The 26,897-nt window shown below is 49.7% G+C and carries 25 protein-coding genes and 1 pseudogene; 17 read left to right on the forward strand and 9 right to left on the reverse strand.

Annotation, left to right across the window (positions count from 1 at the left end; translation table 11 throughout):
* Positions 1-162: 162 nt before the first annotated feature.
* Positions 163-1,128 carry a chemotaxis protein gene (locus tag Mcas_RS10565; RefSeq protein ID WP_040335511.1) on the forward strand — a complete coding sequence of 322 codons (966 nt, stop codon included), beginning with the start codon at positions 163-165 and terminating at the stop codon, positions 1,126-1,128.
* A 70-nt stretch (positions 1,129-1,198) separates the two neighbouring features.
* Here Mcas_RS10565 and Mcas_RS10570 read toward each other — a convergent pair whose 3' ends face one another.
* The 4 genes from Mcas_RS10570 to Mcas_RS10585 form a co-directional block, all read right to left on the reverse strand.
* Entirely contained in the window at positions 1,199-3,580 is a 2,382-nt protein-coding gene (locus Mcas_RS10570; RefSeq protein WP_268748997.1) for a DNA internalization-related competence protein ComEC/Rec2, read from the reverse strand.
* 148 nt (positions 3,581-3,728) lie between these two features.
* The gene (locus tag Mcas_RS10575; RefSeq protein WP_040335513.1) at positions 3,729-4,388 is read right to left on the reverse strand and encodes a hypothetical protein; all 660 of its coding nucleotides are present in this window, start codon (positions 4,386-4,388) and stop codon (positions 3,729-3,731) included.
* 144 nt (positions 4,389-4,532) lie between these two features.
* Positions 4,533-5,054, reverse strand: a complete 522-nt coding sequence (gene cobU, locus Mcas_RS10580) for a bifunctional adenosylcobinamide kinase/adenosylcobinamide-phosphate guanylyltransferase (protein WP_040335514.1) — start codon at positions 5,052-5,054, stop codon at positions 4,533-4,535.
* A gap of 71 nt (positions 5,055-5,125) precedes the next feature.
* Entirely contained in the window at positions 5,126-5,872 is a 747-nt protein-coding gene (locus Mcas_RS10585) for a carbonic anhydrase (protein ID WP_040335515.1), read from the reverse strand.
* Positions 5,873-5,986: 114 nt separating this feature from the next.
* Between Mcas_RS10585 and Mcas_RS16795 the strand changes: the two genes are divergently transcribed.
* The 7 genes from Mcas_RS16795 to Mcas_RS10615 all read left to right on the forward strand — a co-directional run bounded on the left by Mcas_RS16795 (position 5,987) and on the right by Mcas_RS10615 (position 11,552).
* Entirely contained in the window at positions 5,987-8,344 is a 2,358-nt protein-coding gene (locus Mcas_RS16795) for a PAS domain-containing sensor histidine kinase (RefSeq protein WP_052567171.1), read from the forward strand.
* Between the two features lie 12 nt (positions 8,345-8,356).
* Entirely contained in the window at positions 8,357-8,689 is a 333-nt protein-coding gene (locus tag Mcas_RS10595; protein WP_040335516.1) for a hypothetical protein, read from the forward strand.
* A complete protein-coding gene (locus tag Mcas_RS10600) occupies positions 8,652-9,353 on the forward strand; it encodes an ABC transporter ATP-binding protein (protein WP_040335517.1) in 702 nt (233 codons plus the stop codon). Before Mcas_RS10595 ends, Mcas_RS10600 begins: the two co-directional genes overlap by 38 nt.
* A gap of 240 nt (positions 9,354-9,593) precedes the next feature.
* Positions 9,594-9,839, forward strand: a complete 246-nt coding sequence (locus tag Mcas_RS10605; RefSeq protein ID WP_081853787.1) for an antitoxin AF2212-like protein — start codon at positions 9,594-9,596, stop codon at positions 9,837-9,839.
* Positions 9,840-9,844: 5 nt separating this feature from the next.
* On the forward strand, positions 9,845-10,240 hold the full coding sequence (locus Mcas_RS19250) for a type II toxin-antitoxin system VapC family toxin (RefSeq protein WP_353740389.1): 396 nt from the start codon (positions 9,845-9,847) through the stop codon (positions 10,238-10,240).
* A gap of 138 nt (positions 10,241-10,378) precedes the next feature.
* Entirely contained in the window at positions 10,379-10,720 is a 342-nt protein-coding gene (locus Mcas_RS10610; RefSeq protein ID WP_040335519.1) for a histidine triad nucleotide-binding protein, read from the forward strand.
* A 7-nt stretch (positions 10,721-10,727) separates the two neighbouring features.
* Positions 10,728-11,552 (forward strand): 1,4-dihydroxy-6-naphtoate synthase, encoded by an 825-nt coding sequence (locus Mcas_RS10615; RefSeq protein WP_040335520.1) that lies wholly within the window; start codon positions 10,728-10,730, stop codon positions 11,550-11,552.
* On the opposite strand, the gene Mcas_RS10620 is transcribed toward Mcas_RS10615, so the two are convergent.
* From Mcas_RS10620 to Mcas_RS10630, 3 genes are all read right to left on the reverse strand, one after another.
* Positions 11,549-12,316 (reverse strand): adenosylcobinamide-GDP ribazoletransferase, encoded by a 768-nt coding sequence (locus Mcas_RS10620; RefSeq protein ID WP_081853788.1) that lies wholly within the window; start codon positions 12,314-12,316, stop codon positions 11,549-11,551. The two genes, Mcas_RS10615 and Mcas_RS10620, sit on opposite strands and share 4 nt — an antisense overlap.
* Complete coding sequence (gene cobT / locus Mcas_RS10625) at positions 12,300-13,322, reverse strand: nicotinate-nucleotide--dimethylbenzimidazole phosphoribosyltransferase (protein WP_040335521.1); 1,023 nt, start codon at positions 13,320-13,322, stop codon at positions 12,300-12,302. The genes Mcas_RS10620 and cobT overlap by 17 nt, the downstream gene beginning before the upstream one ends.
* Before the next feature lie 201 nt (positions 13,323-13,523).
* Positions 13,524-13,745 carry a DUF433 domain-containing protein gene (locus tag Mcas_RS10630; RefSeq protein ID WP_040335522.1) on the reverse strand — a complete coding sequence of 74 codons (222 nt, stop codon included), beginning with the start codon at positions 13,743-13,745 and terminating at the stop codon, positions 13,524-13,526.
* 152 nt (positions 13,746-13,897) lie between these two features.
* Between Mcas_RS10630 and Mcas_RS16800 the strand changes: the two genes are divergently transcribed.
* The 8 genes and pseudogenes from Mcas_RS16800 to Mcas_RS18220 all read left to right on the forward strand — a co-directional run.
* A complete protein-coding gene (locus Mcas_RS16800; RefSeq protein WP_052567175.1) occupies positions 13,898-16,672 on the forward strand; it encodes a diguanylate cyclase in 2,775 nt (924 codons plus the stop codon).
* 106 nt (positions 16,673-16,778) lie between these two features.
* Positions 16,779-17,090 carry a hypothetical protein gene (locus Mcas_RS10640; protein ID WP_052567177.1) on the forward strand — a complete coding sequence of 104 codons (312 nt, stop codon included), beginning with the start codon at positions 16,779-16,781 and terminating at the stop codon, positions 17,088-17,090.
* The gene (locus Mcas_RS10645; protein WP_156033315.1) at positions 17,029-17,502 is read left to right on the forward strand and encodes a PIN domain-containing protein; all 474 of its coding nucleotides are present in this window, start codon (positions 17,029-17,031) and stop codon (positions 17,500-17,502) included. The genes Mcas_RS10640 and Mcas_RS10645 overlap by 62 nt, the downstream gene beginning before the upstream one ends.
* A 19-nt stretch (positions 17,503-17,521) precedes the next feature.
* Entirely contained in the window at positions 17,522-19,495 is a 1,974-nt protein-coding gene (feoB, locus tag Mcas_RS10650) for a ferrous iron transport protein B (protein WP_040335524.1), read from the forward strand.
* A 28-nt stretch (positions 19,496-19,523) separates the two neighbouring features.
* Positions 19,524-21,473 (forward strand): ferrous iron transport protein B, encoded by a 1,950-nt coding sequence (gene feoB, locus Mcas_RS10655; protein WP_040335525.1) that lies wholly within the window; start codon positions 19,524-19,526, stop codon positions 21,471-21,473.
* A 56-nt stretch (positions 21,474-21,529) separates the two neighbouring features.
* Entirely contained in the window at positions 21,530-22,261 is a 732-nt protein-coding gene (gene kdsB, locus Mcas_RS10660) for a 3-deoxy-manno-octulosonate cytidylyltransferase (protein WP_040335526.1), read from the forward strand.
* Positions 22,262-22,270: 9 nt separating this feature from the next.
* Positions 22,271-22,492, forward strand: a complete 222-nt coding sequence (locus Mcas_RS18835; protein WP_040335527.1) for a hypothetical protein — start codon at positions 22,271-22,273, stop codon at positions 22,490-22,492.
* A 24-nt stretch (positions 22,493-22,516) separates the two neighbouring features.
* Positions 22,517-22,639: pseudogene (locus Mcas_RS18220) on the forward strand (IS1 family transposase); the annotation flags it as partial.
* A gap of 309 nt (positions 22,640-22,948) precedes the next feature.
* On the opposite strand, the gene Mcas_RS10670 reads toward Mcas_RS18220, so the two are convergent.
* On the reverse strand, positions 22,949-25,522 hold the full coding sequence (locus Mcas_RS10670; protein WP_052567179.1) for a PEP/pyruvate-binding domain-containing protein: 2,574 nt from the start codon (positions 25,520-25,522) through the stop codon (positions 22,949-22,951).
* A gap of 149 nt (positions 25,523-25,671) precedes the next feature.
* On the opposite strand from Mcas_RS10670, the gene Mcas_RS10675 reads away from it, so the two are divergent.
* Positions 25,672-26,343: a Smr/MutS family protein gene (locus Mcas_RS10675; RefSeq protein ID WP_052567182.1), complete on the forward strand. Its 672-nt coding sequence runs from the start codon at positions 25,672-25,674 to the stop codon at positions 26,341-26,343.
* Positions 26,344-26,422: 79 nt separating this feature from the next.
* On the opposite strand, the gene Mcas_RS10680 is transcribed toward Mcas_RS10675, so the two are convergent.
* Entirely contained in the window at positions 26,423-26,620 is a 198-nt protein-coding gene (locus Mcas_RS10680) for a hypothetical protein (protein WP_040335528.1), read from the reverse strand.
* Between the last annotated feature and the right edge of the window lie 277 nt (positions 26,621-26,897).

Here is a 26,897-nt window from a genome sequence, read left to right on the forward strand (position 1 = left end):
GGGCAATTGCATTTGGTCTGAGGGGGGACAAAGTCCCCCATTCTTTTTTTTCTTCCGGTCAAATGCGATTACCCTGAAGTAGCGGTGTATATGAATTTTTTGCAACTAAGTTTTATAATAAACCAGTGTATTTTTATTTAACTATTTTGTGTGGAGGTTTATATGGCGCAGGGTATCGGTAAACTGCCGGAAGTATTGAAGGTGGGAGCAAACGAGCTGGAGCTTGTGGTGTTTAAGATGTACTGTCAGCTTCATGAAGGGGTTCAGGAGACAAGAAATTATGGCGTTAACGTGGCCAAGGTGCGAGAGATTATCCCGATGCCTCAGTTGACAACGGTACCGGATATGCCGGCCTACGCCGACTCCCTGGCAGAGGTCAGGGGAGAAGTTATACCAATAGTTGACCTCGGCCAGTGGATGAAGCTGACTGTACCGGAGGGCATCGACATAAGACATAAGGTGATCGTCCTGGAGATGCTCGGCACCACGGTGGGAATGATCGTCCATGATGTTGAGCGAATCAGGAGGATCAAGTGGGACAAGATAAAGCCACCGCCTCCTCTGCTACAGACCAAACACGGCGGTAAGATAACCGGCGTTACAAAAATCGACGATGGCAACGACCTCTTGCTCATCCTCGACCTTGAGAGCGTTATCCAGGACATAGGCGCACTTATCCCCAAAAAGACCGCTTCACTGGACGACATAAAGATGATTACCAAAAAGAAGCTCGCCGGCAATGTCCTTATCGTAGACGACTCCTCTGTGGCCAGGAAGATATTAAAGGACATCCTCGAAAACGTAGGTCTCACTGTCCTTGAGGCCGTTGATGGCAAGCAAGCACTTGCCGTACTAAACGACTTTCAGAGCAAGATCGGTGAGAAGTCGATCACTCAATTCATTCAACTGGTGATCAGTGACGTTGAGATGCCCGAAATGGACGGCCTTACATTTACAAAGACGGTAAAGAACAACCTCAAGCTAAAGGTCATCCCGATCATTGTAAATACATCTCTCAGTGGCGAGGAAAACAAGGAAAAGGCCAAAAGCGTCGGAGCCGACGGCTATCTCGTAAAATTTGACGTAAACAACCTCCTCAGTGAGGTCAACAGATTATTGATAAAATGATCCTCTAAAGATACCTTATTTCGCACAGATAGAGTCAACAGGCATTACCGTCTCCGTTGCCCTTTTTTACTCATGGGGGGTGCGCCTGGCAGACTGCAAACAGATACCGGAGGTTATCCGGTTCGTCTTTCAGGGAGCTGACCTTTTTGAGGTTGCAGTTTGCGTAGGTATTAACCCGTAGTCCTTGTCTTGTCTCCCTGATGAGTATGGCGCCGTCACGGTCGGTGCGGTAGAGCATTGTTCCCCTGAGCCTTGCTATTACGTCCTGATGCGGCATACCGTATTGATTGTCTCTGCCCACACTTATGATGCTCACCTTTGGCGCAACCAGTTGCAGAAACTTTATCGATGCAGAGCTGATACTGCCATGGTGAGGGACCTTCAAGACATCTGCCCTGAGTGCCCCACCCACAGCGAGCAGGTCTTCCTCGCCCCTGCGTTGCACATCTCCCGTAAAGAGAAACGACGCATACCTCCCGCTGACCTTCAGTACCAATGAGGCATCGTTGACCGTGGCAGCAGTGTCATCGTAGGGATGAAGCACTTTAAAGGACACGCCGTCTATCGTAAAAATATCCCCCCTGAGGAGATGTCTGACGTCGATGACTCCGTCGTAGTCGTACCGGACGTGGCCGTTGTCAAAAACTCTGTGGACTTTGAACTTGTCAAGCAGTCTGAAAAATCCGCCGGCGTGGTCGTTGTCGCCATGACTTAAGACGATGGCATCTATCTCACCCTTACCCCTGTGTCTCAGATAGCCCTCTACCTCACGGCCAGTCCTGCCAGTGTCAATTACCACAACACGCCCTGCCGGGGTCTCAACAACGGCTGCATCCCCGTCTCCAACGTCGATAAAGGCAACCTGCATCTCACCCCTTGCCGTAAAGACGAACTGTCCTGCAAGGAGCGCCGCCACTGTCAACATCGGCACACACGCAATCCTTTTGTCCCTGATGCGGTAACACAGAAACACCGACAGATAGATCAGCACCAGAAACACCGGGGCAAACGCCCCAACGCTTATCGAGGCAAAAGGCAAATCCGCCATCGCCCCTATGAACTCCAACATGATGAGCGTTGTCCGGTTGATGATGTCAACCAGTATAAACCTCCCGGACAGGGCAAAGACCACACTACTGCACAACACCAGCGGCATGATGACAAACCCCGTGTAGGGAACAACGAGCATATTGGCCAGGACAGTGACAACCGAAAAGGAGTAAAAGTAGTACATAACAATGGGCATCGTCCCAATCGAGGCAGCTACGGATACGAGCAGACTCTCCCTGAGTGTTGTCAGGAGTCGTCCTGCAACTGTTGGTACCGGTTGATTTGCCGATTTGTCTGCCGTGTCGGATTCGTTGTTGCCCGGACGATGCACCACAAGGCCAATAAAAAACACTGCCCCAAAGGACAACTGAAATGACACGGTAAGTATGGCCTCCGGTTGGACAAGTGCAACGACAAAGGCAGCAAACAGGATCGTGTTTACCCACTGCCCTTTCCGTCCAAGCAGCAATCCAAGCAGGAACACACCGGTCATTATAAACGACCTCAGCGCCGGCACACTCAGCCCCGATACAAGCAGGTACAGTCCTATAACCGGCAGCGTGCAGATGGCCGCCACCTCGGAGGTGGTCACATACAGGGTCATCTTCAGCAACACCTTCACGGGAAGGCTGTGCAGCAGGGTACGCAGGACAACAAACACCAGCGTAAAGAGCATCCCAAAGTGTGTCCCCGATATACTCAACAGGTGACTGAGGCCGGTTCTCCTGAATGCTTCGTTGACACCATCTGTCAGACCGCTCGTATCGCCAATGGTGATGGAACGCAGAAAACCGCTGACGTTGTTATCAAAGACGTCCTGCATTGTATTGGTTGTAGTGTATCGGAGGGCCTCAAAGAACAAAAGTCCATCCGTCAGTGAAAGTTCAGATTTGGGGTGCTGCACTGTGATGGCCTGGGCATCCTGTATGATTGCATTGAGTTGGGGTTCAAAGACATAGGAGCCGGGGTTCATGGTGGTGGTGCTGAGTTTGACTCTCATGGGGGCGCTTATCGTGGTGCCGGGTCTCAGAGGAGGGCCGGTGTAGAAGACGTTGATTGGGTCTCTCATGAGGCTGCCGTCAAAAGTGGGCGTTTCGGCGGGGGTATAGATGGTCTTTATCAGGATGGTCTGTTTAAAGCCGCTCTGAGTCTTCCGGGGAATGGATATGAGTGTCCCCTCAACAACTAGTGGTCGGCGGATAATATTGGCATACCTGTCGGGGTCCAAGGGCGGATGGTAGCGCAGGTACGCATAGAGTATCCCGAGGACAAAGAAAAGCAAAAGAATGTAAGAGAGGTGGCGTGACGGTCTTTTCTGTTGATGTCGTGGGGTAGTGTCCCACGGTATATAGCTTTTTAGCATTAACGCTGCAAGTACAAGGCTCAGGGTACAGATGGTCACTGGGAAATATTGGCTTGCGTAGAAGAAAAGTACACCGCATATGAATGTCAGAAATGGGGTTGGGTGGGTGTATTTCAAGTAAACGCTACCTCTTTTGTCTCCATGCCGTATTTATGATATCCTAAAAACCGGGACAAAACAGGCTATTTCAACTCGTCTTTACCTCGTTGAAGTTGAGTATGTCCAGGTACTCCCATTGCCTGTATGCAACGACGTAGAGGCCCTCTATGGTTGCGAATTTGATAATCTCATCCTCAACGACGACACTGGCAAGCATGGGGATTACCTGTCTGCCTGTGCACTCGTCGAAAAAGGTCGGCAGTGTTTTTGTCTTGGCTAGTATCTTCATGACATCTCGCTCATCCGGTTTGGATTTTACCTCTATAACAAAGACCCTGTCCTGACAGGTGAGCATTATATCGACCTCACAATTACTGCCTCCTATCCTTTTCTTGTATCTCAGACAAAAAGAGTCAGGGTCGCAGTTAAAGTATTGTTTTATCAAGGCAACTGTACCAGGGGCTATTATGTCTTCAACGAGCGTGCCCAGTTGTTTGGCAATTTCAGCCCTTTGCTGCCGAGCCTCACGCTCCATTGCCGCCATCTTTAGCCTAAAGGCCTCATGTTCCTCCTTGTTCTTCCGATCGCTCTCCTCCATTCTCCGGTCACGTTCCTCTTGCCTCCGGTCACGTTCCTCTTGCCTCTGCTCTCGTTCCTCGGCCTCGATCTTCGCAACCCTGTGAAGCTCGATCAACTCCGCCATAGCAATCTCTAACCGGTCAACCCTCGATTCCAATAACATCTGCATCGCCCTTACCTCCTTTAATCTTTGCTTTCACTCTCTACTTTCTATGGTAGCATGTCTGTCAGTCCTCTGGCAATGGCGACTACTCCTGATACACAAGAAATTCCAATGGCAGTGGTGCCCGAAAGCCTGAATCTGCTGCATGGCTCACTTAAGTCGCAATGACAGACCGCTGACTATCAGGTACGCCTGCTCGCACACCGCCGCCACCTTCTGATTGAGCAACCCCGCACGATCACGAAAACGCCTTGAAAGCTCACCTTCCGGCACTATGCCCATGCCAATCTCATTAGAAACTACAAGGATGTCCATACTCCCCTTTATCTGCCTCAAGCCCTCTGCAAGACCAATGATGCCCTCCTTAACACGACGCTCCTCCCAGGCAAGCATTATATTGGTCAGCCATATGGTCAGACAATCCACCACTACAACATCATACATCCCCTTGACTTGCTCAATAACACCGCCCAGGTTATAAGGCTCCTCTACCGTATCCCACTGCGGCCCACGCTCCCTCTTGTGCGCCTCAATCCGTTGCCTCATTTCGTCGTCTATGGCAAGCGCCGTTGCAATAAACACCTTCCTGCCCTCCAACGACTCGGCCCTTTCTCTGGCAAAGGTACTCTTGCCACTCTTTGACCCGCCCGTTACAAATATGGAAGTTTTCACTTGCCTGTCTATACGGATTTCCTTAAGTCAGCGGTAAGTCTGAGGGGTGGCAGAACCACCCCCCTTTTTTTTTACTCGATGGTGCGTTCGTTGACTGGCTGGACTGGACGGGCGTTTCTGCCAACTATAGACAGGAACTTCTCTGTTTGCTCCTTTGAGACCTCAATGTTGGCCTTGAGCACATTCCAGCTTACCTTTTCACTGCACGGCGGAGTTGTCAGCGAACCGCTGTAGCGATACAGGGTGTAGTCTGCCGGGAGCAGGTCTGCCGGGTTGATGGTAAAACCTTTCACGGCTTTTTCCTCTCCGACCTTGTCCGGGAGGTTGGCCCATATGGCCTTGACAAGCGGATTCTCCTTGCCTTCCTTCATAAACACGCCCACCACGGCCAGCTCACCCTTATCGTTTTTGTGTACGAGGTGAACCTCCATCTCGTAGGGGGTTCCGCCTACCACGTGTTCGCTTGGGCTGTGGAAGTGAAATTGCAGGAGGTTGTACTTCTTGCCATCAACGGTTACGGTGCTGCCAGGGGAGACGTTGACCTGGATTGTGTGGCCATTGTTGAGGGTCTTGATGGGACCAGTTCTGTAGTTGAACCCGATGCTCTTGGTTGAGGTCTTCAGCTCTTTTGGAAGGTCTATGGGGGATTGACTCTTACCCGTTTTGCAGACCTCATAAGACTTGGAGATGTCTCCCCAGTGCTCGGGGCCTTCCTTGCCTTCGTAGCTCCAGTGGGCTGCGTGATCTCCAGCATAGCCGAAGGTGCCTGCACATAACAAAAATACTACTGCCAATGCTACCGTCGTAAATCGTTTCATGTGTTGCTTTCTCCTTTTGTTTGTTTTTTGAGTGATTAATCTTAACAATTTTTTCAAAAATATTTCAATGTGATGTTGTAAAATATAAATGCGATGAATAAGAAGAGGATGTATATGCTGATTATAGCATTGTCGATATTTGTTGTCTTACCACTGGCGGACGTTTTTTTAGTCTACCCGGCGTTTATAAACCTGATGGTCAAGAATACGGAAGATGAGGCGGTGCGTGTTGCAAGACACATGTCGGTCATGTTGTCCCTTAAGGAACATGAGGGCGAAGGTGATTTGCTGCCGGATAACTTTTCCGACCAGGTTCGGGAGCTTATGAATGACTTCAACATCGTCAAGGTAAAGCTGTTTTCAACAGAAGGCAAGGTTCTGTTCTCTACAGCTATTGAGGACGTCGGCAAGATAAACAAAGCAGACTACTTTAGGGACATCGTCTTACGTGGAAGAGCCTACACCAAGTTAGTCAAAAAAGGCAACAAATCCATGGAGAGCCAGAGGTACAGCTCTGACGTGATTGAGACATACGTGCCGGTTTTAATGGACGGTAAGGTCATCGGGGCATTTGAGATATACTATGACGTTACAAACAGAAAGGCCGCCATCGATCGCCTCCTTAACAGATCACACGTGATGTTCTTTGTAATGGTCTTTGTCTACATATTGACGATTATAGCCATCGGTCTGAGGTCAAAGGCACAAGAAGAGACACAAATGGGTGCCGCCCGGGAAGAGCAATCGGTTGCCAGACTGATAACAATTATGGTTGTTGCCCTGTTTGCCACGGAGATATCGATCATGCTGCTTTTACACTATGCCCTGCCTCCGTTGCCTGGCTTGATGGGTAGTTTTGTAGACGGTATACTGCTGGTAATCATCGTAAATCCGCTGCTGTACGTTTTCTGCTTCAGACCAATGCTGGCACAGATAGGTGTTCGTCAGCGGGCAGAGCAAATGAGTCGGGAGAAGTCCATCTATCTCGACTGCATACTCAACTCCTCCACGGATATGGGGATAATTGCAACCGACATAGACCTGTATATAAAGTATTACAACCAGGAGGCAGAACGGTTGTTGGGGTTCAAGAAAGACGAGGTACTGGGCAAGACCGTCACACAGATGCACGAGCTGGCAAATGTAGCCCCGCCACGTTTTGGCTCAACACTGGAGAGACTTAAAAAAACAGAGACTCACAGCTTTGCCATTCAACTGAAAAGAGACGATGGTGTCTGTTTTGTCGAGGCCAGGGTCAGCGGTATATGGGATGAACAGACGACCCTGGTTGGTTACGTAATGATGATCAAGGATGTCACACGTCAGAGGGCCGAGCAGGAACGGATGCGCCGCCTTATCCGGAGCGTTGAGTCAGCGGGCGAGTCCGTTGTCATAACGGATACCTCCGGTGTGGTTGAATATGTAAATCCGTCATTTACCAAATTAACCGGCTATGAGGCAACCGAGGTCGTCGGCAGAAAATCGAATCTACTAAAGAGTGGACTCACCAGCGACGACCTCTACAAGGACCTCTGGTATACCATCCTCGGCGGTGAGATATGGAATGGCGAGGTCTCGGACAAGCGCAAGGATGGCTCATTGTATGACGTCCATCTCACCGTTGCCCCTGTCTTTGAGGACAGCGGCAAAAAAATCGAGGGATTTATCACAATTCAGAGAGACATATCCGAGCTAAAGGCACTGTATAAGTCTATGGAAATGAAGATTGAAGACGGAGTCAGAAAAAACCAGGAGCAACAGCAGATGTTGGTTCAACAGTCCAAGATGGCCGCTATGGGAGAGATGATCGGGGCAATAGCACACCAATGGCGTCAACCCCTCAACAGCCTCGGGGTAATGATCCAGGACGTTATTGACGCCTACGAATATGGTGAACTGAACAAGGACTACCTCGACAACTTCACCAACGATGCGCTGAAACAGATATCCTTCATGTCACACACGATAGATGACTTCAGGAACTTCTTTAGGCCCTCAAAGGAAAAGACGGAATTCAGCGTTGTCGGGATAATCAGAAAGGTTATAGATATTGTGCGGGCGTTGCTGTATACCAATAACATAAACCTCCAACTCACGGGTGAGGAGAATATAACCATTGTCGGCTACCAGAATGAGTTCATGCAGGTAATCCTCAACCTCATAAACAATGCACGAGACGCCATCTTACAAAGCAGAGAGCAGAGGGATACGCAACAGGAAGGGACAATCTCAATAACTATCAGCAGAGACAGTGCCGTTGTAAGGATAGAGATCAAAGATAACGGCGGTGGCATCCCTGATGACATCAGGAACAAGCTGTTTGAACCCTATTTTACAACCAAGGGGGAAGGACACGGCACCGGTATTGGTCTGCATCTGTCCCGTGTCATAATAGAGAGAAACATGGGCGGAAGGCTCTACGTTGACAACGATGCAGAGGGCGCCGTGTTTACAATAGAGATCAGCAAGTAATGGGATAAGGCTATGTTCAGGCTCATAAGGCGGGTGATATCGGCAATTATCCTGGGTAGTATAGCGTTTCTTGTGATAGCGTTATACTACGGCGGGGATAAGTTCTTGTGGTTTGGAACGAAGGCGCAGGAGGTTGGTCAGGAGGTCAAACAGTTGAGCGAAAAGGCGGCTGAAAAGGCTGATGAGATAAATGTCCGCAAGGATTCCCTGAGCGACCTATATAAACGAGCCGTGGCAGTATATCACGGCTTTTTGGGCGTCAAATCCAAGCCCGCAGACAAAAACACCACCAACAGGAAAGACAACGATGAAGGCAAAGACAAACGAGTTAATCAGGATAACTAATCTCAGGAAGTCCTACGTCACGGAGGCCGGGGAGATACCGGTCTTAAGGGGACTAACTATGAGCGTGGAGCGTGGCGAGGTGATATCGATTATGGGGTCATCGGGGGTGGGCAAGAGCACGTTTTTGCACTGCCTTGGCACGCTTGACAGGCCAACCTCCGGGGAGGTGCTGTATGAGGGCATGGATGCCTTCAAGCTCAACAACAGTGCCCTTGCCTCTTTCAGGAACAAGACGATAGGGTTTGTATTTCAGTTTCATCACCTGTTGTCGGAGTTCAGCGCCCTGGAAAATGCGATGATGCCCGGCCTCATAGCTGGTCTGGGCAGGGACGAGGTCAAAGACCGTGCAACGGTACTGTTGAAGGAGCTTGGGTTGGGGCATCGACTCAGGCACACGCCCGGGGAACTTTCCGGTGGCGAGCAGCAACGCGTGGCCATGGCACGGGCACTTATCGCGGAGCCGTTGGTGATCCTGGCCGATGAGCCAACAGGTAACCTCGATACCAAAACCGGCGAGGCTCTCATAGACCTCATACACGAAATAAACACCAAAAAGTCAACCACCTTTGTCATAGTCACACACAACATGCTCTTTGCACACAAGAGCAACAAGATATACTACATGGTCGATGGCACCATAGCCGATACGGAGATCAGACGATAAAAATTCTTCCTGTAAATACTTCTCTGGGGTGCCTCACCGCCAAGTTATAGCAGGTACTTATCATAATCATCACAAGATTTTTTTACGGCAAGAAAAATCTTGACATCAAAACGGTGTAATGTTACAATAAAACTCATATAGAGAGAATAAGGAGGTAGATGTTGTGGTTAAGAGTAATACAAATATAGCCAGTTATTTTAAGAATTGTAACCGTAGACAAAAGCAAAAGTCAGGGAGGGTATGAAAATGAGCACACTTATTAAAGCCAGGTTTACTCATGGGATAATTGAACCGTTGGAGACAATCGACTTACCAGAGGGGATGGAATTTACTATCAACGTGCCAAGTGAGCTGTGTAAAGCAGATAAGGAAGACCGGTTCTTAAAAGCTGCCGGAAGCTGGAACGGATTGATAGATGCAGAGGAATTAATACAAAACATCTACGCTGCTCGCAGGGTTTCCTGTCGGTCAGAGGTAAAGCTATAAAATATCTGGTTGATACAGACTGGATTATTCATTACCTGAATGGTAATAAAGAGGTAATCTCTATATTAGCCTCTTTCAAACAAGCGGGGTTAGCGATAAGCCTGCTCTCTCTGGCAGAAGTATATGAGGGAGTTTACTACTCACTTGATCCAGTCAGAAGCGAGGAGGGTTTTAAAGGTTTTGTAGAGGGGGTAACAGTTTTAAATCTAAGCGATGAAATTTGTAAGATTTTTGCCAAAGAACGAGGTAGATTACGACAAAAAGGTCAGTTTAAAGGTCAGTTCACAGATAACATTGATTTTTTAATCGCGTCCACTGCTCTTTATTACCGGTTAATAATTTTAACCAATAACCGCAAGGATTTTGAGAAAATAGAAGGGGTGCAAATTATCTCTGTTTAGCATCACCATGAGATTGTTTTAGTATCCTCTTAAAAAAGCATGGTAAGCTTCTATAAGCTAAGGTGCTACCCCCTGCGTTTTTTATTCTTGACCGGACGATGCTGTAGGCTGTATAATTTATGTCTTTAGGAGGTAGCTATGGATTGCATATTCTGTAAGGTAGCAAACAAAGAAATAAGGGCAACGGTTGTGTATGAGGACGACCAGGTGGTGGCCTTTGAGGACCTCAACCCACAGGCGCCTGTACATGTGCTCGTCATCCCCAGGAAACACATCCCCACAATACTGGATATGACCAGTGAGGACACCGCAGTCGTTGGACATATGTTTGAGGTGGCCGGTCGTATCGCCAGGGACAGGGAGGTGGCACAACGAGGGTTTCGGATGGTCATCAATTGCAACGCCGAGGCCGGTCAGAGTGTCTACCACATCCACATGCACGTAATCGGTGGCAGGGCCATGCACTGGCCACCCGGATAAGGCGCACTTGAACAATCACCTTACCCTGGGGTTTTCGCCATGCCCCAATGACACGTACATGTTCTATGCCCTCGTCCATAACATGGTGGATACCGGCGCCCTGAGATTTACCCCGGACATCCGGGACATCGAGGCCCTGAACCTTGCAGCCCTTGCCGGTGAATTGGATGTCACCAAGGTATCGTTTCATGCCTATGGACTGCTGAGGGATACGTACAGGCTGCTTCGTAGTGGGGCGGCTATGGGACGGGGCTGCGGGCCGCTTGTGGTCAGCCTCAGACCAACCTCCATGACAGAGCTGGTCGGCAAGAAAATTGCCATCCCGGGCAGGTATACCACGGCATACCTGCTGTTGCAGTTGTATGACCCTGCCCTTAGTCGCAATGTCGTAGAGATGCCGTTTCACGCAATCCTTGATACCGTCAGGGATGGCCAGGCCGATGCCGGATTGATCATACACGAGAGCCGCTTTACGTATGCCGATAATGGCCTGACTCTGGTGGCAGACCTTGGTCAGTGGTGGGAGCAAACATACGGTTTACCGATACCACTGGGGTGCATCGTGGCAAGGCGGCAGAGCGTGGATGAGTCACTGGCACGGAGGGTCAGCACTGCCATCAGGGAATCAATCCTTTATGCTAATAACCATCCACAGGAGACCCTTGAGTACATACGGGACTACTGTCGTGAGCTGTCCGAGGGGTGCATCCGCGGGCACATCGGCCTGTACGTCAACGACTTCTCCCTGGATATGGGGCAAGAGGGTGAAAGGGCGGTTGCAGTCATGTTGCAATTGGCTCAAGAGAGAGGTATCTTAAAGATGAACAGTTAAAAGAAATCACACATAAATCCTTGTAGCACATTTAAAATCAGTAAAAACAGCAGTTCGTTTAACTCTATCAATGCCCCAAGTGTGTCTCCGTTTAATCCGCCAAGCAGTTTGCCAAACGCCATGACGCACAGGTGGGTAAAGGCGTAGCACGCAGGTAAAATTGCCAGGTACCGGATGCCAAATGCGGCCATGATCGATATTGCCGTCAGGAGGGACAAGAGAAATATCCATGGCGTTGTATTTTCAATGAACACCCTGCCGAGGCCGTCTTTCATTGCGCTCTTACCCGCATACATGGCATAGACACAGCACGAACGGCCAACCACAGGGCAGAGCACCAAAGCGTAGGCATTGGTTCCCAGGGGTGTTTTCAACAGCAGGTATTTCAGCATTATGCAAAACACTATGGCAGCCACGCCAAATGGGCCTACCGTAGGGCTTTTCATGATGCCGAGTTTTTCGGCTATCGATTTTCTGGCTGCGATAGCGTCAAACGTATCAGCGATGGCATCCAGGTGTAACCCACCCGCGATTACAGTCAGTACCAGGACAATCAAAAAGACTGCCACCTCCACGGGCAGATACCTGCTGCTCAACGCCCAACATCCCCACAGACAGCCCCCTATCAACAACCCGACAAGCGGGAAGGAGGCGGCACTCCTGGCCACGTCCCTGTCGCTGAGTACCTCAAAACGCCACGGCAACGGCAGTATCGTGAGAAACCCTACGGCAAAGACAAACGATGCCCTAAGACTTTTCAGAATCGCTTACGCCCGCCTGTTGAAAGGTTGCCATTTCGTTGTATATCTTGATAGCGGCATCGAGGATTGTCATGGCCAGGGCAGCACCCGTCCCCTCACCCAGACGCAGATCGAGGTCGAGCATCGGAGTGGAGTCCATGAACTCCAGGATGGCCTTGTGTCCGACCTCCTGGGACATGTGCGCAAAGAACATATAATCCTTTACGGTGTTGTCCATGCAGTAGGCAATCAGCGCCCCGGCGCCGGATATAAAGCCGTCCACGACAACGGGCAACGACCTCTGAGCCGCCCCCAGGGCCATGCCCGCTATGGCCGCAATCTCTGCCCCACCCACCTTGGCAAGGACGTCTATGGGGTCGGAGCGGTCCGGCTTGTTTGTGGCAATGGCACGTTCGATGACGTCTATCTTTCTCTTGTGGGCATCGGCGTCAATACCGGTACCCCTTCCCGTGACCGTGGCAACAGGCCTTGACGTAATCACGGAGGTTATTGCTGCAGAGGCGGTTGTGTTGGCTATGCCCATCTCACCGGTAGCAAACATCCCAAACCCCATATCGGCATACCGGGCTACCAGCTCTCTGCCAACCTCCATGCACTGTAGAGCTTGTTCGCGGCTCATGGCCGGCTCCTTTGTCATGTTGCGGGTACCGTGGACGACCTTGCCGTGGACCAATCCCTCCAGGCCCTTAAAATCGTAGTTGACGCCCACGTCTACGACCACGACCTCGGCCCCGGCATGACGCGCAAGGACGTTTATCCCGGCCCCGCCAGCCAGAAAGTTAAAAACCATCTGCGGTGTGACCTCCGCCGGAAAAGCCGATACCCCCTCCGCTGCAACACCGTGGTCGGCGGCAAAGACAAAAACTACCTTCTTGGGAATCTCTATCGTCTGAGTCTCATAGATGCCGGCAAGACGAGCGGCATACTGCTCAAGTCGTCCGAGGCTGCCCCGGGGCTTGGTGAGATTATCAAGGTGCTTCTGTGCCAACTCAAGATACTTCTTGTTCATAATGTCTCCTGATTACGTGATTTTTATTACCCTGAAAAATGATATCTTTTATTCTATAACGCGTTTCGATTGCATGCGATACAAAGAAAGAAAGGGGCGGCTCCGCCCCCCTTCAGAACCCCCTGCAAGGGGACCAGTCCCCTTGACCCCGTAAAAATGCCACGAAACACCCATATCAGCCAAAAATCGCATTCTTGAAGTTTATACGGTATGGACTTCTTCCTGTGCAAGCCAAGCGGCATATTCAATGGCCTGGCGGATATCGTGAGGTTCAAGGTCGGGATGGTCGGCCAGCACTTCATCGTATGTTGCACCGTGGGCAATCTGGCCTACAATAACTGAAACAGGAATACGCATTCCTCTTATACAGGCCCTCCCACCCATAATCCTGGAATCAAAGGTAATACGGTCAAAATCCGGCATACCCAAATATCTCCTTCATCACAGAAATATTCACAGTAACAATTTATTACTGTCTCCTACTTCTTATAGTATATCATCACAGATTTTTTTACAGCAAGGATTTTTTTTATACAGGATTGTATATAATATTTGACATATAGGTGTATATCAGAATGAAATTTGTAACAAAGCTTACGTTGATGTTTTCACTCATAGGGATGGCCTTTATTATACTGGTATCTTACAGCAACTATGTCTCAAACATGAGGATATTAGAGATGCAGATAAGACACAACCTCGAAGAACGGGCATCCCATGCCATCGACAAGATAGACAGGATGCTCTATGAAAAATACATCGATATCAGGCGCCTCTCAACCGACCCCGTGGTAAGCTCCAGGAACTCAACGCTTGCACATGTCAACGAACGCCTGATGGAGTACGCCGGCAATGATCAAAAGTATTCGTCGATATCCTTTTACGATCTCAACAGGGTACGCCTCCTTGACACATCGGGTGAAAACATCGGGATACAAGACCCCGTCAACGACTATTGGAGTAAAATTACCAGTGGCAGCGATTTTGCGATGGACACGGCCATGTCGGTAACACTTCAACAGGTAGCCTTTCGCTTTGCCCACGTAGTTAAAGACAAGACTGCAACACCGTTTGCCGTGGTAACCTCCAGGGTGTTGGTGGAACACCTGTACAACATAGCCAGGCAGGCCACCAGTACCGGGGTTACCGATACGGAGTTTGAGGTAGAGCTGATCGATAAAAATGGCCTGATTCTATACTCCAACTACCACAAAGACAAGATGTTGCACGAGAAATCAAGTCACTGGGAAGTCATCAGACAGATGGTTTCAGAGGGCAAGAGTGTCAGCAGCATGAAACACAGCCATTCCGATAAGGACATTGAGGAACTCCTTGCATTTGCGCAGGAGGCCGGTTATCTGAACTTTCAGGGCAACGACTGGACGCTGATTATATATGCCCCGGCCAGGCTGGTCTATACCTCTGCCGTGTCGCTGAGAAACATATCAATAGTCGTGTCCCTGCTTATAGGGGCGTTTGCTACGTTAATCATCTACCTTCTGTCGCGCAATGTCTCCGTTCCGATAAAGAGGCTCGCCCTGGCTGCTGCCGAGGTTGGCAAGGGTAACCTTGACATCACGGTCAATGTGACCTCCGGTGACGAAATGGGTCAACTATCAGGACTGTTTAACAACATGGTAGCAGACCTCAGGCAGTACCAGGACAAATTGGTGTCCTACAGCACAGAGCTTGAACATAAGGTGTCTCAGCGCACGGCAACGCTGATCAACCTCAACAGACGTCTGAACATCCTGAGCAGGTGCAATCATGCCCTGGCACATGCCGCAAGTGAAGCGGTCCTGACCCATGACATATGCCGCATCGTCGTTGAAGATGGCGGCTACAGTCTGGCATGGATAGGCATGTTGCATGATAGCAGGGACGTCCTTGTTGTCGCTCAGGCAGGTTACGAAAAGGACTACATAGAGTCTTTAAAGCTAACGGCTATCGAGGATGACACTCTTCACTCACGGGCAATCCTCATGGGCAAGCCTGTTATCTCAAACGATATAGCGGCAGACCCTGACACCCATTATCTGCGCACAGAGGCTTCCAGATACGCCTATGCATCCACCATATCTCTGCCCCTGTTGCATCAGGACAGCGTTATCGGGGTGTTGACCATCTGTGCTGCCAACACTGATGCCTTTGATGCACAAGAGGTTGGATTGCTGGTGGAGTTGACCGAAGACCTGTCCTTTGGCATTGACTCGCTGCGCCTGCATGACGAGCACAAACGTATGCAGGCAGAGCTACTTACGGCAAAAGATGACCTCCAGGATAGGGTTGCACAGCGCACGGCACAACTGGAGCTTGCAAACAAGGGACTCTCAGAAAGGGCAGCAGTCCTGCAGCAGCGCGACAGCGAAAACAAACACCTCAGCAAGATGAGTGAACTCCTCCTGGCCTGTGCTACGGTGGAAGAGGCCTGTGCCATTATTGTCCAGACTGCCTCGGAGCTGTTTGTCAGTGACAGCGGGGCGTTGTATGCCTTCAGCTCCTCACACAATATCCTTGAGAGCAGGGCTGCCTGGGGGGATATGTCACCTGAGTCGGATATGTTTAAGCCCGATGAGTGTTGGGCACTGCGGCGGGGGCGACCACATACGATCATGTATGCCCAGAGCGTGATGAGGTGTCAACACGTTGGAAGCTCACAGAATGCCTACATCTGCGTACCAATGATGGCGCAGGGGGAGATACTTGGACTGTTACACCTGCAGGTTGCCCCGGTATTAAGTACACAGAACGATTCCCAGGCGCTTAAGGCAAAGGAGCAACTGGCCACCGTCATTGCAGAAAACTCCGCCATGGCCATAGCCAATCTAAAACTCCGCCAGACCCTGCAACACCTCTCCACTCGTGACCCGCTGACCGGTCTGTACAATCGCCGCTACATGGAAGATGCCTTCGAGCTGGAGCGCAGCCGCGCCATCAGAAGAGGAACCACGGTGGGTGTCATCATGGTTGACATCGACCACTTCAAGCGCTTCAACGACACCTTTGGACATGAGGCCGGTGATGCCGTCTTACGTGAATTGGGCATATTCCTCAAGAAAAACATCCGCAGTGGCGACATCGCCTGCCGCTACGGGGGGGAGGAGTTCGCTCTGATCATGCCCGATGCCTCTCTTGACGTGGCCCTGCAACGTGCCGATATCCTGCGGGAGGGCATTAAGCATATTAACGTTGTCTTTGAGCGTCAGTCGCTTGGTGCGATCACGCTTTCACTGGGGGTTGCCGTCTTGCCTGAGCACGGCGTTGAGACACAGACCATCTTTCAGGCAGCAGACAGCGCCCTATACAGCGCCAAGCACCAGGGGCGAGACCGCGTCTGCATCGCCGTGTAAGAATAAGGGCGGCGTAACTTATGATGATTGACAACGTCTTTGGCTTTATCTTATTATAGTTTATCCTGCATATAGTAGTGTAAAAGTATAGATTAGGAGGCGTTTAATGAAAGAACGTATCTGGATGACGTTTGATTTATCAGTCTATGGTGATTATGAAGGTCTGTACTATTGGCTGGATACTATGAAAGCCAAGGAGTGTGGCTATAACTCTGCCACCTTTAATTTTGAGTATAATAGTGATCTGATAAAAGAGCTTACCGAAGCTATTAAAGATAATGTAAAACTGGAGAAAAAAGACAGAATCTATGTAATCTTTATGACCGACAAAGGAACATTGAATGGTAAGTTTATTTGTGGAAAAAGAAAGCATGCCCTGTGGGCAGAGCTTTCCTCAGAAAATGAAGATGATGTCTAATAAGAGCAATAAAAATGTAATCATAGACAGTTGCATTTGGTTTGCACTATTCAATAAATCTGACGGAGATCATAAAAACGCCGTTGACATCATAGAAAATATTGATAATCATAATATCTTGTGCCCTTGGCCAATATTCTTTGAGACTTTAAATACAAGATTTGTCGAAAATACAAAAAATCCTAGCAACTTTAACTCAAGACTTAATCAATTTACGTTAATTGATGATTATCACTACCGGGAACAAGCACTGAAGGCTACTTTAGCAGGCAAAAGGCCAATAAGTCTTGTGGATATGATTATCAGGGGTGTCTTGGAAGATGAAAAATATTTGATAAGCTATTTCGCTACTTTTAACATAAAAGATTTCTTCGATGTATGTGAAAAACGAGAAATCACTATACTACAATAGCAGACATAATATAGTATAGATGTCAGAAAAATCAGAAGGCCACTTAAAGACACAAACCCGCAAGAAGATCGCCCCCGGAAAAAAGATAGCCATCGTCGGCCTGCCCAACACGGGCAAGAGCCAGGTCTTTAATAACCTCACGGGCAAGTACACGATCGTAGCCAACTATCCCCACTCCACTGTGGAGGTACAGAGGGTCGTATGTAAGGTGGATGAGCTTGTCTATGAGTTCTTTGACACCCCGGGTATACACAGCCTCTATCCCAACTCCGAAGAAGAGCTGCTGGTCAGGGACATGCTCATGACCGAGCATCCCGATATAATCATCCAGTGCATCGATGCAAATCAACTCAAGCAGTCGCTGACGCTAACCTCGGACCTCATAGAGCTTGGCATCCCTATGCTCATCTCCCTGAACTCAATCGATGAGACCGTAAAGAAGGGCATATATGTTGATTCAAAGGGACTATCCAGATTCATCGGGGTTCCCGTGGTGGAGTCCATCGCCGTTGACGGCATCGGCACTGCCGAACTGGTGCAAAACATCGCACGGGCAAAAAAGGGCAGACATGACCTCCGATACGGCGATATCATAGACAACGGTATCGCAGAAATAGAGGCCATGCTCCCTGATGCAATCTCCTACCGTCGAAAGATAGCCACCCTCATGCTCGCCTCCGACAGCGCCATCGAAGAACATCTCAAGGCCCTCGTCGATGAGGACATCGTTGTACGTCTGAAACAGGATGTCGAGGGCGTGAGGCAGCAGTTTAATCTCAGCGTCCATCGCGTCATCAACGACAAGCGCAACCGCTGGATCGACAACGTGGTCGGCAGCGTCATCAAAAAACAACACGTCCTGCCACGCGACATTTCGCAGATCATTGCACGCCTGAGCCGAAACATTTATACCGGCATCCCAATATTGATAGCAATCATCGTCTTTATGTACTTCATGGTCGTTGACGTAGCCAATAAGGTTGCCGAGTTTATGAAGGATACAATCTGGATGCCCATAGAGGGCGCAATAAATGCCATCGTCCCACCGGGTATCTGGCACGACTTCCTGTTGGGTGAGTATGGTGTGTTATCGCTGGGGGTTGCAAATGCCTTTTTGACAATTCTGCCAATTCTTACCATGTTTTTCCTGGTCTACGGGACACTGGAGGATGTTGGCTACATGCCAAACCTGAGCGTGCTGACCAGGCGGGTGTTTGAGAAGGTTGGCATGAGTGGTGCGGCCATCATGCCCATAGTGCTCGGGTTTAGCTGCCGGACGGTGGCTACGCTTACCACGAGATGCCTTTATACCAAAAAGGAAAAGTATATAGCCATCGTCCTGATTGGCTTTGCCCTGCCGTGTTCCTCACAGATGGGGCTTAACGTCATCGTGTTGGGCAAAATGGGTGTCAAGGCATTTGCTACGGCCTTTCTGGCGCTGCTCATGATAGAGATTATCGCCGGAATTATCCTCAACAGACTCATAAAGGAAGAGACCTCACGGGGGTTTATACAGGAACTGCCTCTGATAAGACTGCCAAATCCAAAGGACATCATCAAGAAGACCTACTATCGCCTCTATTGGTTTATCGAGGAGGCCGGACCGGTGTTTATTGGTGCGGCGTTGCTGCTCTTTGCCGCTGATAAGGCGGGGCTGCTTGGAGTCATAAAGGACTTGCTCGCTCCGGTTGTCAAGGGATTTTTGGGGTTTCCTATCAAGATGGTTGACGTCATACTGCTCAACGTTGCAAGTCGTGCTGTATCGGCTGGGTTGTTTATCGACCTCATAGAGACGGGACAGATTAACTATGTCCAGGGGGTTGTGGCGGTGGTCTTTACGGGGATGTTCATCCCGTGTTTTGCAAACATCGGGGCAATGATAAAGGAGCTTGGCGCAAAATTGGCCATATACACTGTTATTGGCATGAGCGTAAGCGCCGTATTAATTGCCGGTGCGTTGAACTGGGTACTGTTATATATACTTAAAACGTAAATGGAGTAATTTAAATAAACTTAAACGTATGAAAGAAAAATCAAATGGTCTCTCAGAGGTAGTATCCAGGAAGAAGATTGCTATTGTTGGCCTGCCCAACACGGGCAAGAGTCAGGTCTTTAATAATCTCACGGGCAAGTACACAATTGTAGCCAACTATCCCCACTCCACCGTTGAGGTCAACAGGACGGTCTGTAAGAAGGATGACCGTGTGTATGAGTTCCTTGACACCCCGGGCATACACAGCCTCTATCCAAACTCCGAAGAAGAGCTGCTGGTCAGGGACATGCTCATGAGCGAGCATCCCGATATAATCATCCAGTGCATCGACGCAAATCAGCTCAAGCAGTCGCTGACGCTGACCTCGGACCTCATAGAGCTTGGCATCCCCTTGCTTATCTCCCTTAACTCAATCGATGAGACCGTAAAGAAGGGCATCTATGTAGACTCTCAGGGATTGTCCAACTTCCTGGGCGTCCCCGTTGTGGAGTCCATTGCCGTTGATGGCATCGGCAATACCGAGTTGGTGGAAAGCATCACGCGCGCAAAAAAGGGCAAACACGACCTCCGATACGGTGATATCATAGACAACGGTATCACGGAAATAGAAAACTTGCTCCCCGATGAATTGCCCTATCGGCGAAAGATAGCCATACTGATGCTCACCTCCGATGCCGCCATCGAGGAACACCTCAAGGACTTTGCCGATGAGGACATCGTTGCGCGCCTGAAGCAGGATGTCGAGGGCGTGAGACAGCAGTTTAATCTCAGCGTCCACCGTGTTATCAACGACAAGCGCAATCGCTGGATCGACAACGTGGTCGCCAGTGTCATCAAAAAGCAACGCGTCCTGCCTCGGGACATATCACAGACAATTGCACGCCTCAGTCGCAACTTCTATACCGGTGTCCCTATTTTGCTAATAATCATTGCGTTTATGTACTTCATGGTCGTTGACGTAGCCAGTGCGATATCAGGTTTGCTGGCAAATAAACTCTGGGTGCCGGTAGAGACGGCGATAAACGGCGTGGTACCCCCGGGGTTTTGGCATGACTTCCTGCTGGGTGAGTATGGCGTGTTGTCGTTGGGGGTTGCAAATGCCTTCCTGACGATACTGCCGATTCTCTCCGTGTTTTTCCTGGTCTATGGGATACTGGAAGACGTTGGCTACATACCAAACCTAAGTGTTCTGACAAGACGGATATTTGAGAAGTTTGGTCTCAGCGGTGCGGCCATCATGCCCATAGTGCTTGGCTTTAGCTGCAAGACTATGGCCACGCTTACCACAAAAAGCCTCCATACCAAAAAGGAAAAGTATATAGCCATTTTTCTGATTGGTTTTGCCATGCCCTGTTCGGCACAAATGGGCATTGACGTAAGCATACTGGGCAGGATGGGGTTCAAGTCCTTTGTCATAGCGTTTTCCGTGCTGTTTGCTATTGAAGTTGCCGCTGGTCTGATTCTCAACAGGTTTATAAAGGAGGAGGGCTCACGTGTGTTTATCCAGGAGTTGCCACTGATAAGACTGCCCAGTCCCAGGGAGGTTATCAGGAAGACCTATTACCGGCTCTATTGGTTTATAAAGGAGGCCGGTCCGGTGTTTCTTGCTGCGGCGTTGTTGCTGTTTGTCTCTGACAAGACGGGGTTGCTGGATATCGTAAGGGGCTTGTTGTCTCCGATAGTCAAGGGGGTGTTGGGATTTCCCATCAAGATGGTGGACGTGATCCTGCTTACGGTTGCAAGGCGCGAGGTGGCAGCGGGGGTGTTTATTGACCTAATCGAAAAGGGACAGATTAACTATGTCCAGTGTATAGTGGCGGTGGTCTTTACGGGGATGTTTATCCCGTGTTTTGCAAACATCGGGGCAATGATAAAGGAGCTTGGTGCAAAGTTGGCCATATACACGGTTGTTGGCATGAGTGTAAGTGCCGTATTGCTTGCCGGTGCATTGAACTGGGTACTGGTGCGTATATTATAAAGCGTATCGGAGAAACATGAGGCACAAGAGATCGTGACAAAGGTCTGTTTAGCGTGATGACTACGGTAGCAATAATCCCTGCAAGGTATGAGTCGAGCCGCTTTCCGGGTAAACCACTGGCGCTTATCCATGGCAGACCCATGATTGAGCACGTCTACGATGGCGTATCGAGGGCCGTGAGCCTTGATGCTGTCATTGTCGCCACCGATGATGAGCGGATCAGGCAGGCGGTGGAGGGTTTTGGTGGAAAGGCAGTTATGACGGCTAAAGAACATTCATCCGGCACCGACAGGATTGCGGAGGTTGCACAGGGGCTTGATGCCGACATCATCGTAAACGTCCAGGGCGATGAGCCAATGGTTAGGGCAGAGATGATCGACCAGTGTGTGGGGCTTATGGACGATGGGCGTGCCGGCATGGCAACCCTGAAAATGCTGATTAGCAACAAAAATGAGATAAACGATACAAATATCGTAAAGGTCGTCACTGATGCAGAGGGGTTTGCCTTGTATTTCTCACGGCTACCGATACCCTTTTGCAGGGATGCGGTGGACGATCAACAGTATTATAAGCACATAGGGATTTATGTCTATCGCAGGGATGTGCTCCTGGCACTCAGGCAACACCCCCGGTGCATGACTGAGGCAACCGAAAGCCTGGAACAACTCCGTGCGTTGCACTATGGCTACAGGATAAAGGTTATCGAAACAACGCTGCAAACACACGCCGTTGACACCCCTGAGGACATAGAAAAGGTAGAGCAGCAGTGGCTAAATACATATCCCTAACAGGCGGGGGTGTCTAAAAAACTGCCATTTACGTTAAAAAGCGAAGTCGCCAAAGACGTCATTGACGTCTACTTCCAACCCTTCAATGACCTTGGACTTAACGATCCCCTCTCCCTCGGCTACGGAAAAAAGCTCGTATGTGCCTCCTTCAATTGTAAATACCTCGATGGTCTCAAACTCAGGTATGACTATCCAGAATTCGGTAGTCCTGCAGAAGTAGTGATGGTATGATTTTTATTTTTAGTGTCATGTTTGCTGAGACAAAGAATATCCAGGTTAGTCAGGAAAGCTCTTTCTTTTTCTAAAAAAATAGAAAACCATATTGGAGCGGTATGGTATTTTATACATCACTATAATGCTTCTCTGGTTAGCGCATGAACCTGTATCACTATCTTTACAGGACTACCAAATTTACTTTTGAAAAGTTTACTTCACATTCCCAAGTCCTTATATGCAAGACATGGTAAAACAACACAACCGACGATGTTCATCCTCACCTTTGAACAGTTGATGGATTATGGTTTCCGGCCCGAATAGCCCGATCAAATCGGATAAAAAAACGCTATCACTTCTGTGCAGACTCGACGATGACAATGTTACGATAAAGAGGATTCTTGCCAAATTTAACCGGTTAAAACCCAGAGAAGGGAATAACGGAGACTGAGAGTTGTTCTCTTATCTCTTTCTTTATGGCTCTATGTGGTCTTGCACGAAATCTTCTATGTAGGAGTCTGTGATGGTGTCGTTGTACATGACCATATCGAGTTGTTTGGTGTAGACGGTCAGCTTGCCGAGCATCGTCAGTCGTTTCTCTATTGACGACTTCTTGTACTTCAGGACCGTAGCATCTATGACGTCCTCCCTCACCCGTACAGAGTCAAAGTGCAGGTGTCTGAGGATTTCTGATATAAGTCTGACGCGTCGCAGTCTCCTGTCCGTGGTTGACCCGCCCCCCTTGAAGTGGAACCTGATATAGTTGTCGTTGATATGGTCCCCGGCAAAGGCCTCAACGGTTGACAGGTGATAGCCCAGACGGATAGAAAAGTTCATGTAGTTTGCCGATACGAATGCAAAGCTCCTCTTGGCGATTTCGTCGTAGTCGGCCTCGGACATGGATGCGCTGTGGGCAACCATACCCATGAATCCCTTCATGTCAAAGGGACGCGCTTGGGGCCACCTCATCGAAAGCATACCCTTGAAGAAGGCGTTAAACGGCTCCGAGGTAATGTGCTCCGGGGCAATGGCCTTGGTTGTGGCGCTGATGCCGCCGCCCAGATCAATGGCGTACAGGTCTATGGGGATGCCGGCCACCACCCGCACGGCACCAAAACTGTCCTGCAGGGAGGGCAGCTCCGTCATGGAAAACATTGCCAGCATCGCCTTTTCATGCGCAAAGCGTGTTATATCGTGGAACGTCTTACAGTGCTCTGCCGTGAAGTCCTCCGCATCGGGATTGACTAGGTTGAGCATGACTATGTGCTTGAGCACCCTTGACAGGGTCTTAAAGAGATGTGTGCTTTTAAAGGGGTCGTGTTTCTGTTCGAGGTTTGTTATCAGTTCGGTGACGTAGCCTTCGTATATGTTTCCGTTTATGGCATCCACGGTTATTTCGGAGTCGTGTTTTATGGTCATCGTTGCTACTTCGGTATCAAGGATCGTGGGGATTTGGAACTCTCTGGCAAGTGAGGCCATATGTCCGGTGGTACCGCCGACGTCGGTGACAATGGCGCGGACCTTGTTCATAACGGTCACGAACTTTGGAGAGGTGTTGCGCGCTATAAGGACTACACCTTCGGGGACATGTATCAGGTCATCCTCGCTTCTGAGGATGTAGGCCCTGCCATGTCCCACGCCCTTGCAGGCAATGATCCCCTTGTCCAGGAGCACCTTGTGACCTTCTATACGTATAGGGCGTGATTTTTGTTCCTCCTTTGCGGTGACCACCAGGGGTCTGCTTTGTAATATCAGCAGGCGGTCGTTGTTGTCTATGACCCATTCGATGTCCTGTGCTGTGCCGAAGTGGTTCTCCAGGAGTTTTGCATACCGTGCAAGCTCTGTTATCTGACTATCCTTCAGGCATGGCGTCTCCTCCGCCTCATCAGGCAGCGGAACCTCCTTCAATGACCCCACGGAGGTACAGACGACCATTGTAACCTGCTCAGTTGGTGTTGTCTGTATGACCCTTGTGAGATCGTCTTTTGGCACTACATACGTCTCAGGCGTCACCATGCCGTCCACCAGACACATGCCAAGCCCCCAGATGGCGTTTATGATGATCCTGTTACTGCCCGGCTCATTGGGGTCGTCGGAGAATATGACTCCGCTTACCCTGGAGTCAACCATCTCCAGGATGCCCACGGCCATGGCCAACTCGTTTTCCGTAAACCCCTTGGTCTTGTAGTAAAAGATAGCCCGCGGTGAAAAGAGGCTGGCCAGTACCTCCTTGTACCTCTGAAGCACATGTTGCGGTTTGACGTTGAGAAAGGTGGCATACTGACCGGCAAAGCTGAAATCGCTGTCTTCCTCGATGGCGCTGCTGCGGATGGAGAGGTCGAAGGAATCGTTGTTACACAGCCCGGCGGTGGATGCAAGGATGGCCTCGGCCATATCGCCGGGTATCTCCCCGGCCAGGATATCTCCCTGACACTGGGCACTTACACGGTTGAGTTCTTCCATGTTGCTTACGGAGAGCGTTGCAAGGCGGTCGTGAATCTTTTCAAGCATACCGTTGTGTTCCATGAACCGCTTATAGGCATGGGCCGTTATGGCAAAACCGGCAGGGATGGGGACGTTAAGGAGATTTTTTATCTCACCGAGGTTGGCGTTTTTACCGCCGACGCTGTTGACTTTCTCCTTGGTTATCTCATCCAGTGACAGGGTGTAGCCCTCAGTGGGGATATCTCTTTTGGTATTCAGGATGCCTTCTATTTCCATGCTTATATGGTTAAAACGGTCATAGAGTAGCGTATACCTGTTATGTGTGATGTCGTTGAGTTTGTCGATCAGCTCTCTAAGGTGTTCTGTCATGGTTAGCAGGCTGTGGACTATGTATTGTCTGTCAAACAGGTATTCGCCGGAGAGTTTTTCCTCCATGTCTGCCATGATACCAAGTATGCCGTTGTTACAGTGCAGGAGGGCCTTGAAAGACTCGTACCTTGCGGCTAATATATCCCTCTCAGACTCTACGGACGTCTCCCCGGAGTGCTGCGTGCGTACTCCGATCTTTTGCAATATGCCCTTGAGCGCTTCCTTATATTTCATCTGCAATCACGTGCTGATAACCTAACATTTATGTTGATTAAAAAGCAAGACAACAGTATGTGGTTTGGTGGGCTGGACTATTTGGGGTATAAATAGTGGTGTTGCTTGTGTTACAATATTAAGAAAAGGGCAATTAAAAGGAGGGGTGCATGTCGGAGGAGTTCACGCATCGTCCATTTGAGGGGCTTGGTGGGTTACTCAAGGGTAAGATGGCACTCCACGAGCAGAAGAAACCAAAGAAGGTGCCTAAGGCAGCCGTGGAAACAACCGCACCGGAGATGACCGACGAGGAGTTATTCAGAGAGGCAATGCTCAATGTGAGAGAGATCAAGGAATTTACGCAAATCCCATACAGCCGGGGTAAGCTGAGGCCACCCCCCTGCAAAGATGACAATGACGATTACGGCGACAAGGAGTGCCTGGACACCCTCCGGGCGATCAGAGATGGCAAGCGTCCCATCGACATCAGAAAAACCCAGGAGTATATCGAATGGAACAACCCGGCCCACAGAAACGTCTTCACGATGCACCTTCACGAGGGCAGATATTCGGTGCAGGACTTCCTGGACCTGCACGGCAGTACGCTGGCAGAGGCAGAACTGATAATCACCGAATTCATCAAGGAATCCGTCAGGAAAGGCCACCGCTGTGTAAAGATAATCCATGGACGGGGGCTGCGTTCACCCAATGGTCCGGTGCTTAAAAACGCCATTACCGGTTGGCTCTCCGGTCGTATGCGCAAACATGTCATGGCCTTTGCCACAGCGCCACAGTACGATGGTGGCCTCGGCGCACTGTACATACTCCTTAAGAAGGGATGAGGCACCCCCCCAGGGCATCAATCGGTCAATACACCCTGGGGCACAGGGTGAGTATTAGCCCTCACTTTTTCTTTGACGTTTAGTAGTTGCATGCGAGCAGGGTCTCCATGTTCAGACGTTTGAGCACGTCCTTGATGAAGGATTCCGTGCCTTTTAGCCCCCTGCGGAAGTCCATCTGCTCGGTGCCGCATATCTCCATCCTGAGATCGGAGAGGTAGCTTTGCAGGATTTTGCCTAATGCCCTTGCCTCGTCGTCGGTAAGTTCGAGCGTAACCATGATCGCCCTCCTTAGTGTTGTGTTTGTTGTCTGTTGCAGCAGGAGAATCAGTCAATCCAGTCTCAGCTCGTCTTGGTCTTCTGCATGGATGACAGCGCGATATGGAAGCCTTATTAAATATAACAGTATTGCCCCTGAAATGTCAATAACGTTTGCATGCAGGGCACGGTTAATTTGTTCTGCGGTGCTATTGACCGTGTGTAACCCCGACGGTTATACTTAACAATGAGTGCAACAATGTCAGCAGAAGGAGTAAAGAGTATTTTTAAGACCGTTT

It is taken from the genome of Candidatus Magnetobacterium casense (assembly GCF_000714715.1).
In the GTDB taxonomy this organism is placed as follows: Bacteria; Nitrospirota; Thermodesulfovibrionia; order Thermodesulfovibrionales; family Magnetobacteriaceae; genus Magnetobacterium; species Magnetobacterium casense.

Coding starts and splice junctions, on each gene's coding strand:
- Mcas_RS10565 (WP_040335511.1), top strand. CDS start 163: ATGGCGCAGGGTATCGGTAAACTGCCGGAAGTATTGAAGGTGGGAGCA.
- Mcas_RS10575 (WP_040335513.1), bottom strand. CDS start 4,388: ATGCAGATGTTATTGGAATCGAGGGTTGACCGGTTAGAGATTGCTATG.
- Mcas_RS10585 (WP_040335515.1), bottom strand. CDS start 5,872: ATGAAACGATTTACGACGGTAGCATTGGCAGTAGTATTTTTGTTATGT.
- Mcas_RS16795 (WP_052567171.1), top strand. CDS start 5,987: ATGCTGATTATAGCATTGTCGATATTTGTTGTCTTACCACTGGCGGAC.
- Mcas_RS10595 (WP_040335516.1), top strand. CDS start 8,357: ATGTTCAGGCTCATAAGGCGGGTGATATCGGCAATTATCCTGGGTAGT.
- Mcas_RS10600 (WP_040335517.1), top strand. CDS start 8,652: ATGAAGGCAAAGACAAACGAGTTAATCAGGATAACTAATCTCAGGAAG.
- Mcas_RS10605 (WP_081853787.1), top strand. CDS start 9,594: ATGAAAATGAGCACACTTATTAAAGCCAGGTTTACTCATGGGATAATT.
- Mcas_RS10610 (WP_040335519.1), top strand. CDS start 10,379: ATGGATTGCATATTCTGTAAGGTAGCAAACAAAGAAATAAGGGCAACG.
- cobT (WP_040335521.1), bottom strand. CDS start 13,322: ATGAACAAGAAGTATCTTGAGTTGGCACAGAAGCACCTTGATAATCTC.
- Mcas_RS10630 (WP_040335522.1), bottom strand. CDS start 13,745: ATGCCGGATTTTGACCGTATTACCTTTGATTCCAGGATTATGGGTGGG.
- Mcas_RS16800 (WP_052567175.1), top strand. CDS start 13,898: ATGAAATTTGTAACAAAGCTTACGTTGATGTTTTCACTCATAGGGATG.
- Mcas_RS10640 (WP_052567177.1), top strand. CDS start 16,779: ATGAAAGAACGTATCTGGATGACGTTTGATTTATCAGTCTATGGTGAT.
- feoB (WP_040335524.1), top strand. CDS start 17,522: ATGTCAGAAAAATCAGAAGGCCACTTAAAGACACAAACCCGCAAGAAG.
- feoB (WP_040335525.1), top strand. CDS start 19,524: ATGAAAGAAAAATCAAATGGTCTCTCAGAGGTAGTATCCAGGAAGAAG.
- kdsB (WP_040335526.1), top strand. CDS start 21,530: ATGACTACGGTAGCAATAATCCCTGCAAGGTATGAGTCGAGCCGCTTT.
- Mcas_RS10670 (WP_052567179.1), bottom strand. CDS start 25,522: ATGAAATATAAGGAAGCGCTCAAGGGCATATTGCAAAAGATCGGAGTA.
- Mcas_RS10675 (WP_052567182.1), top strand. CDS start 25,672: ATGTCGGAGGAGTTCACGCATCGTCCATTTGAGGGGCTTGGTGGGTTA.
- Mcas_RS10680 (WP_040335528.1), bottom strand. CDS start 26,620: ATGGTTACGCTCGAACTTACCGACGACGAGGCAAGGGCATTAGGCAAA.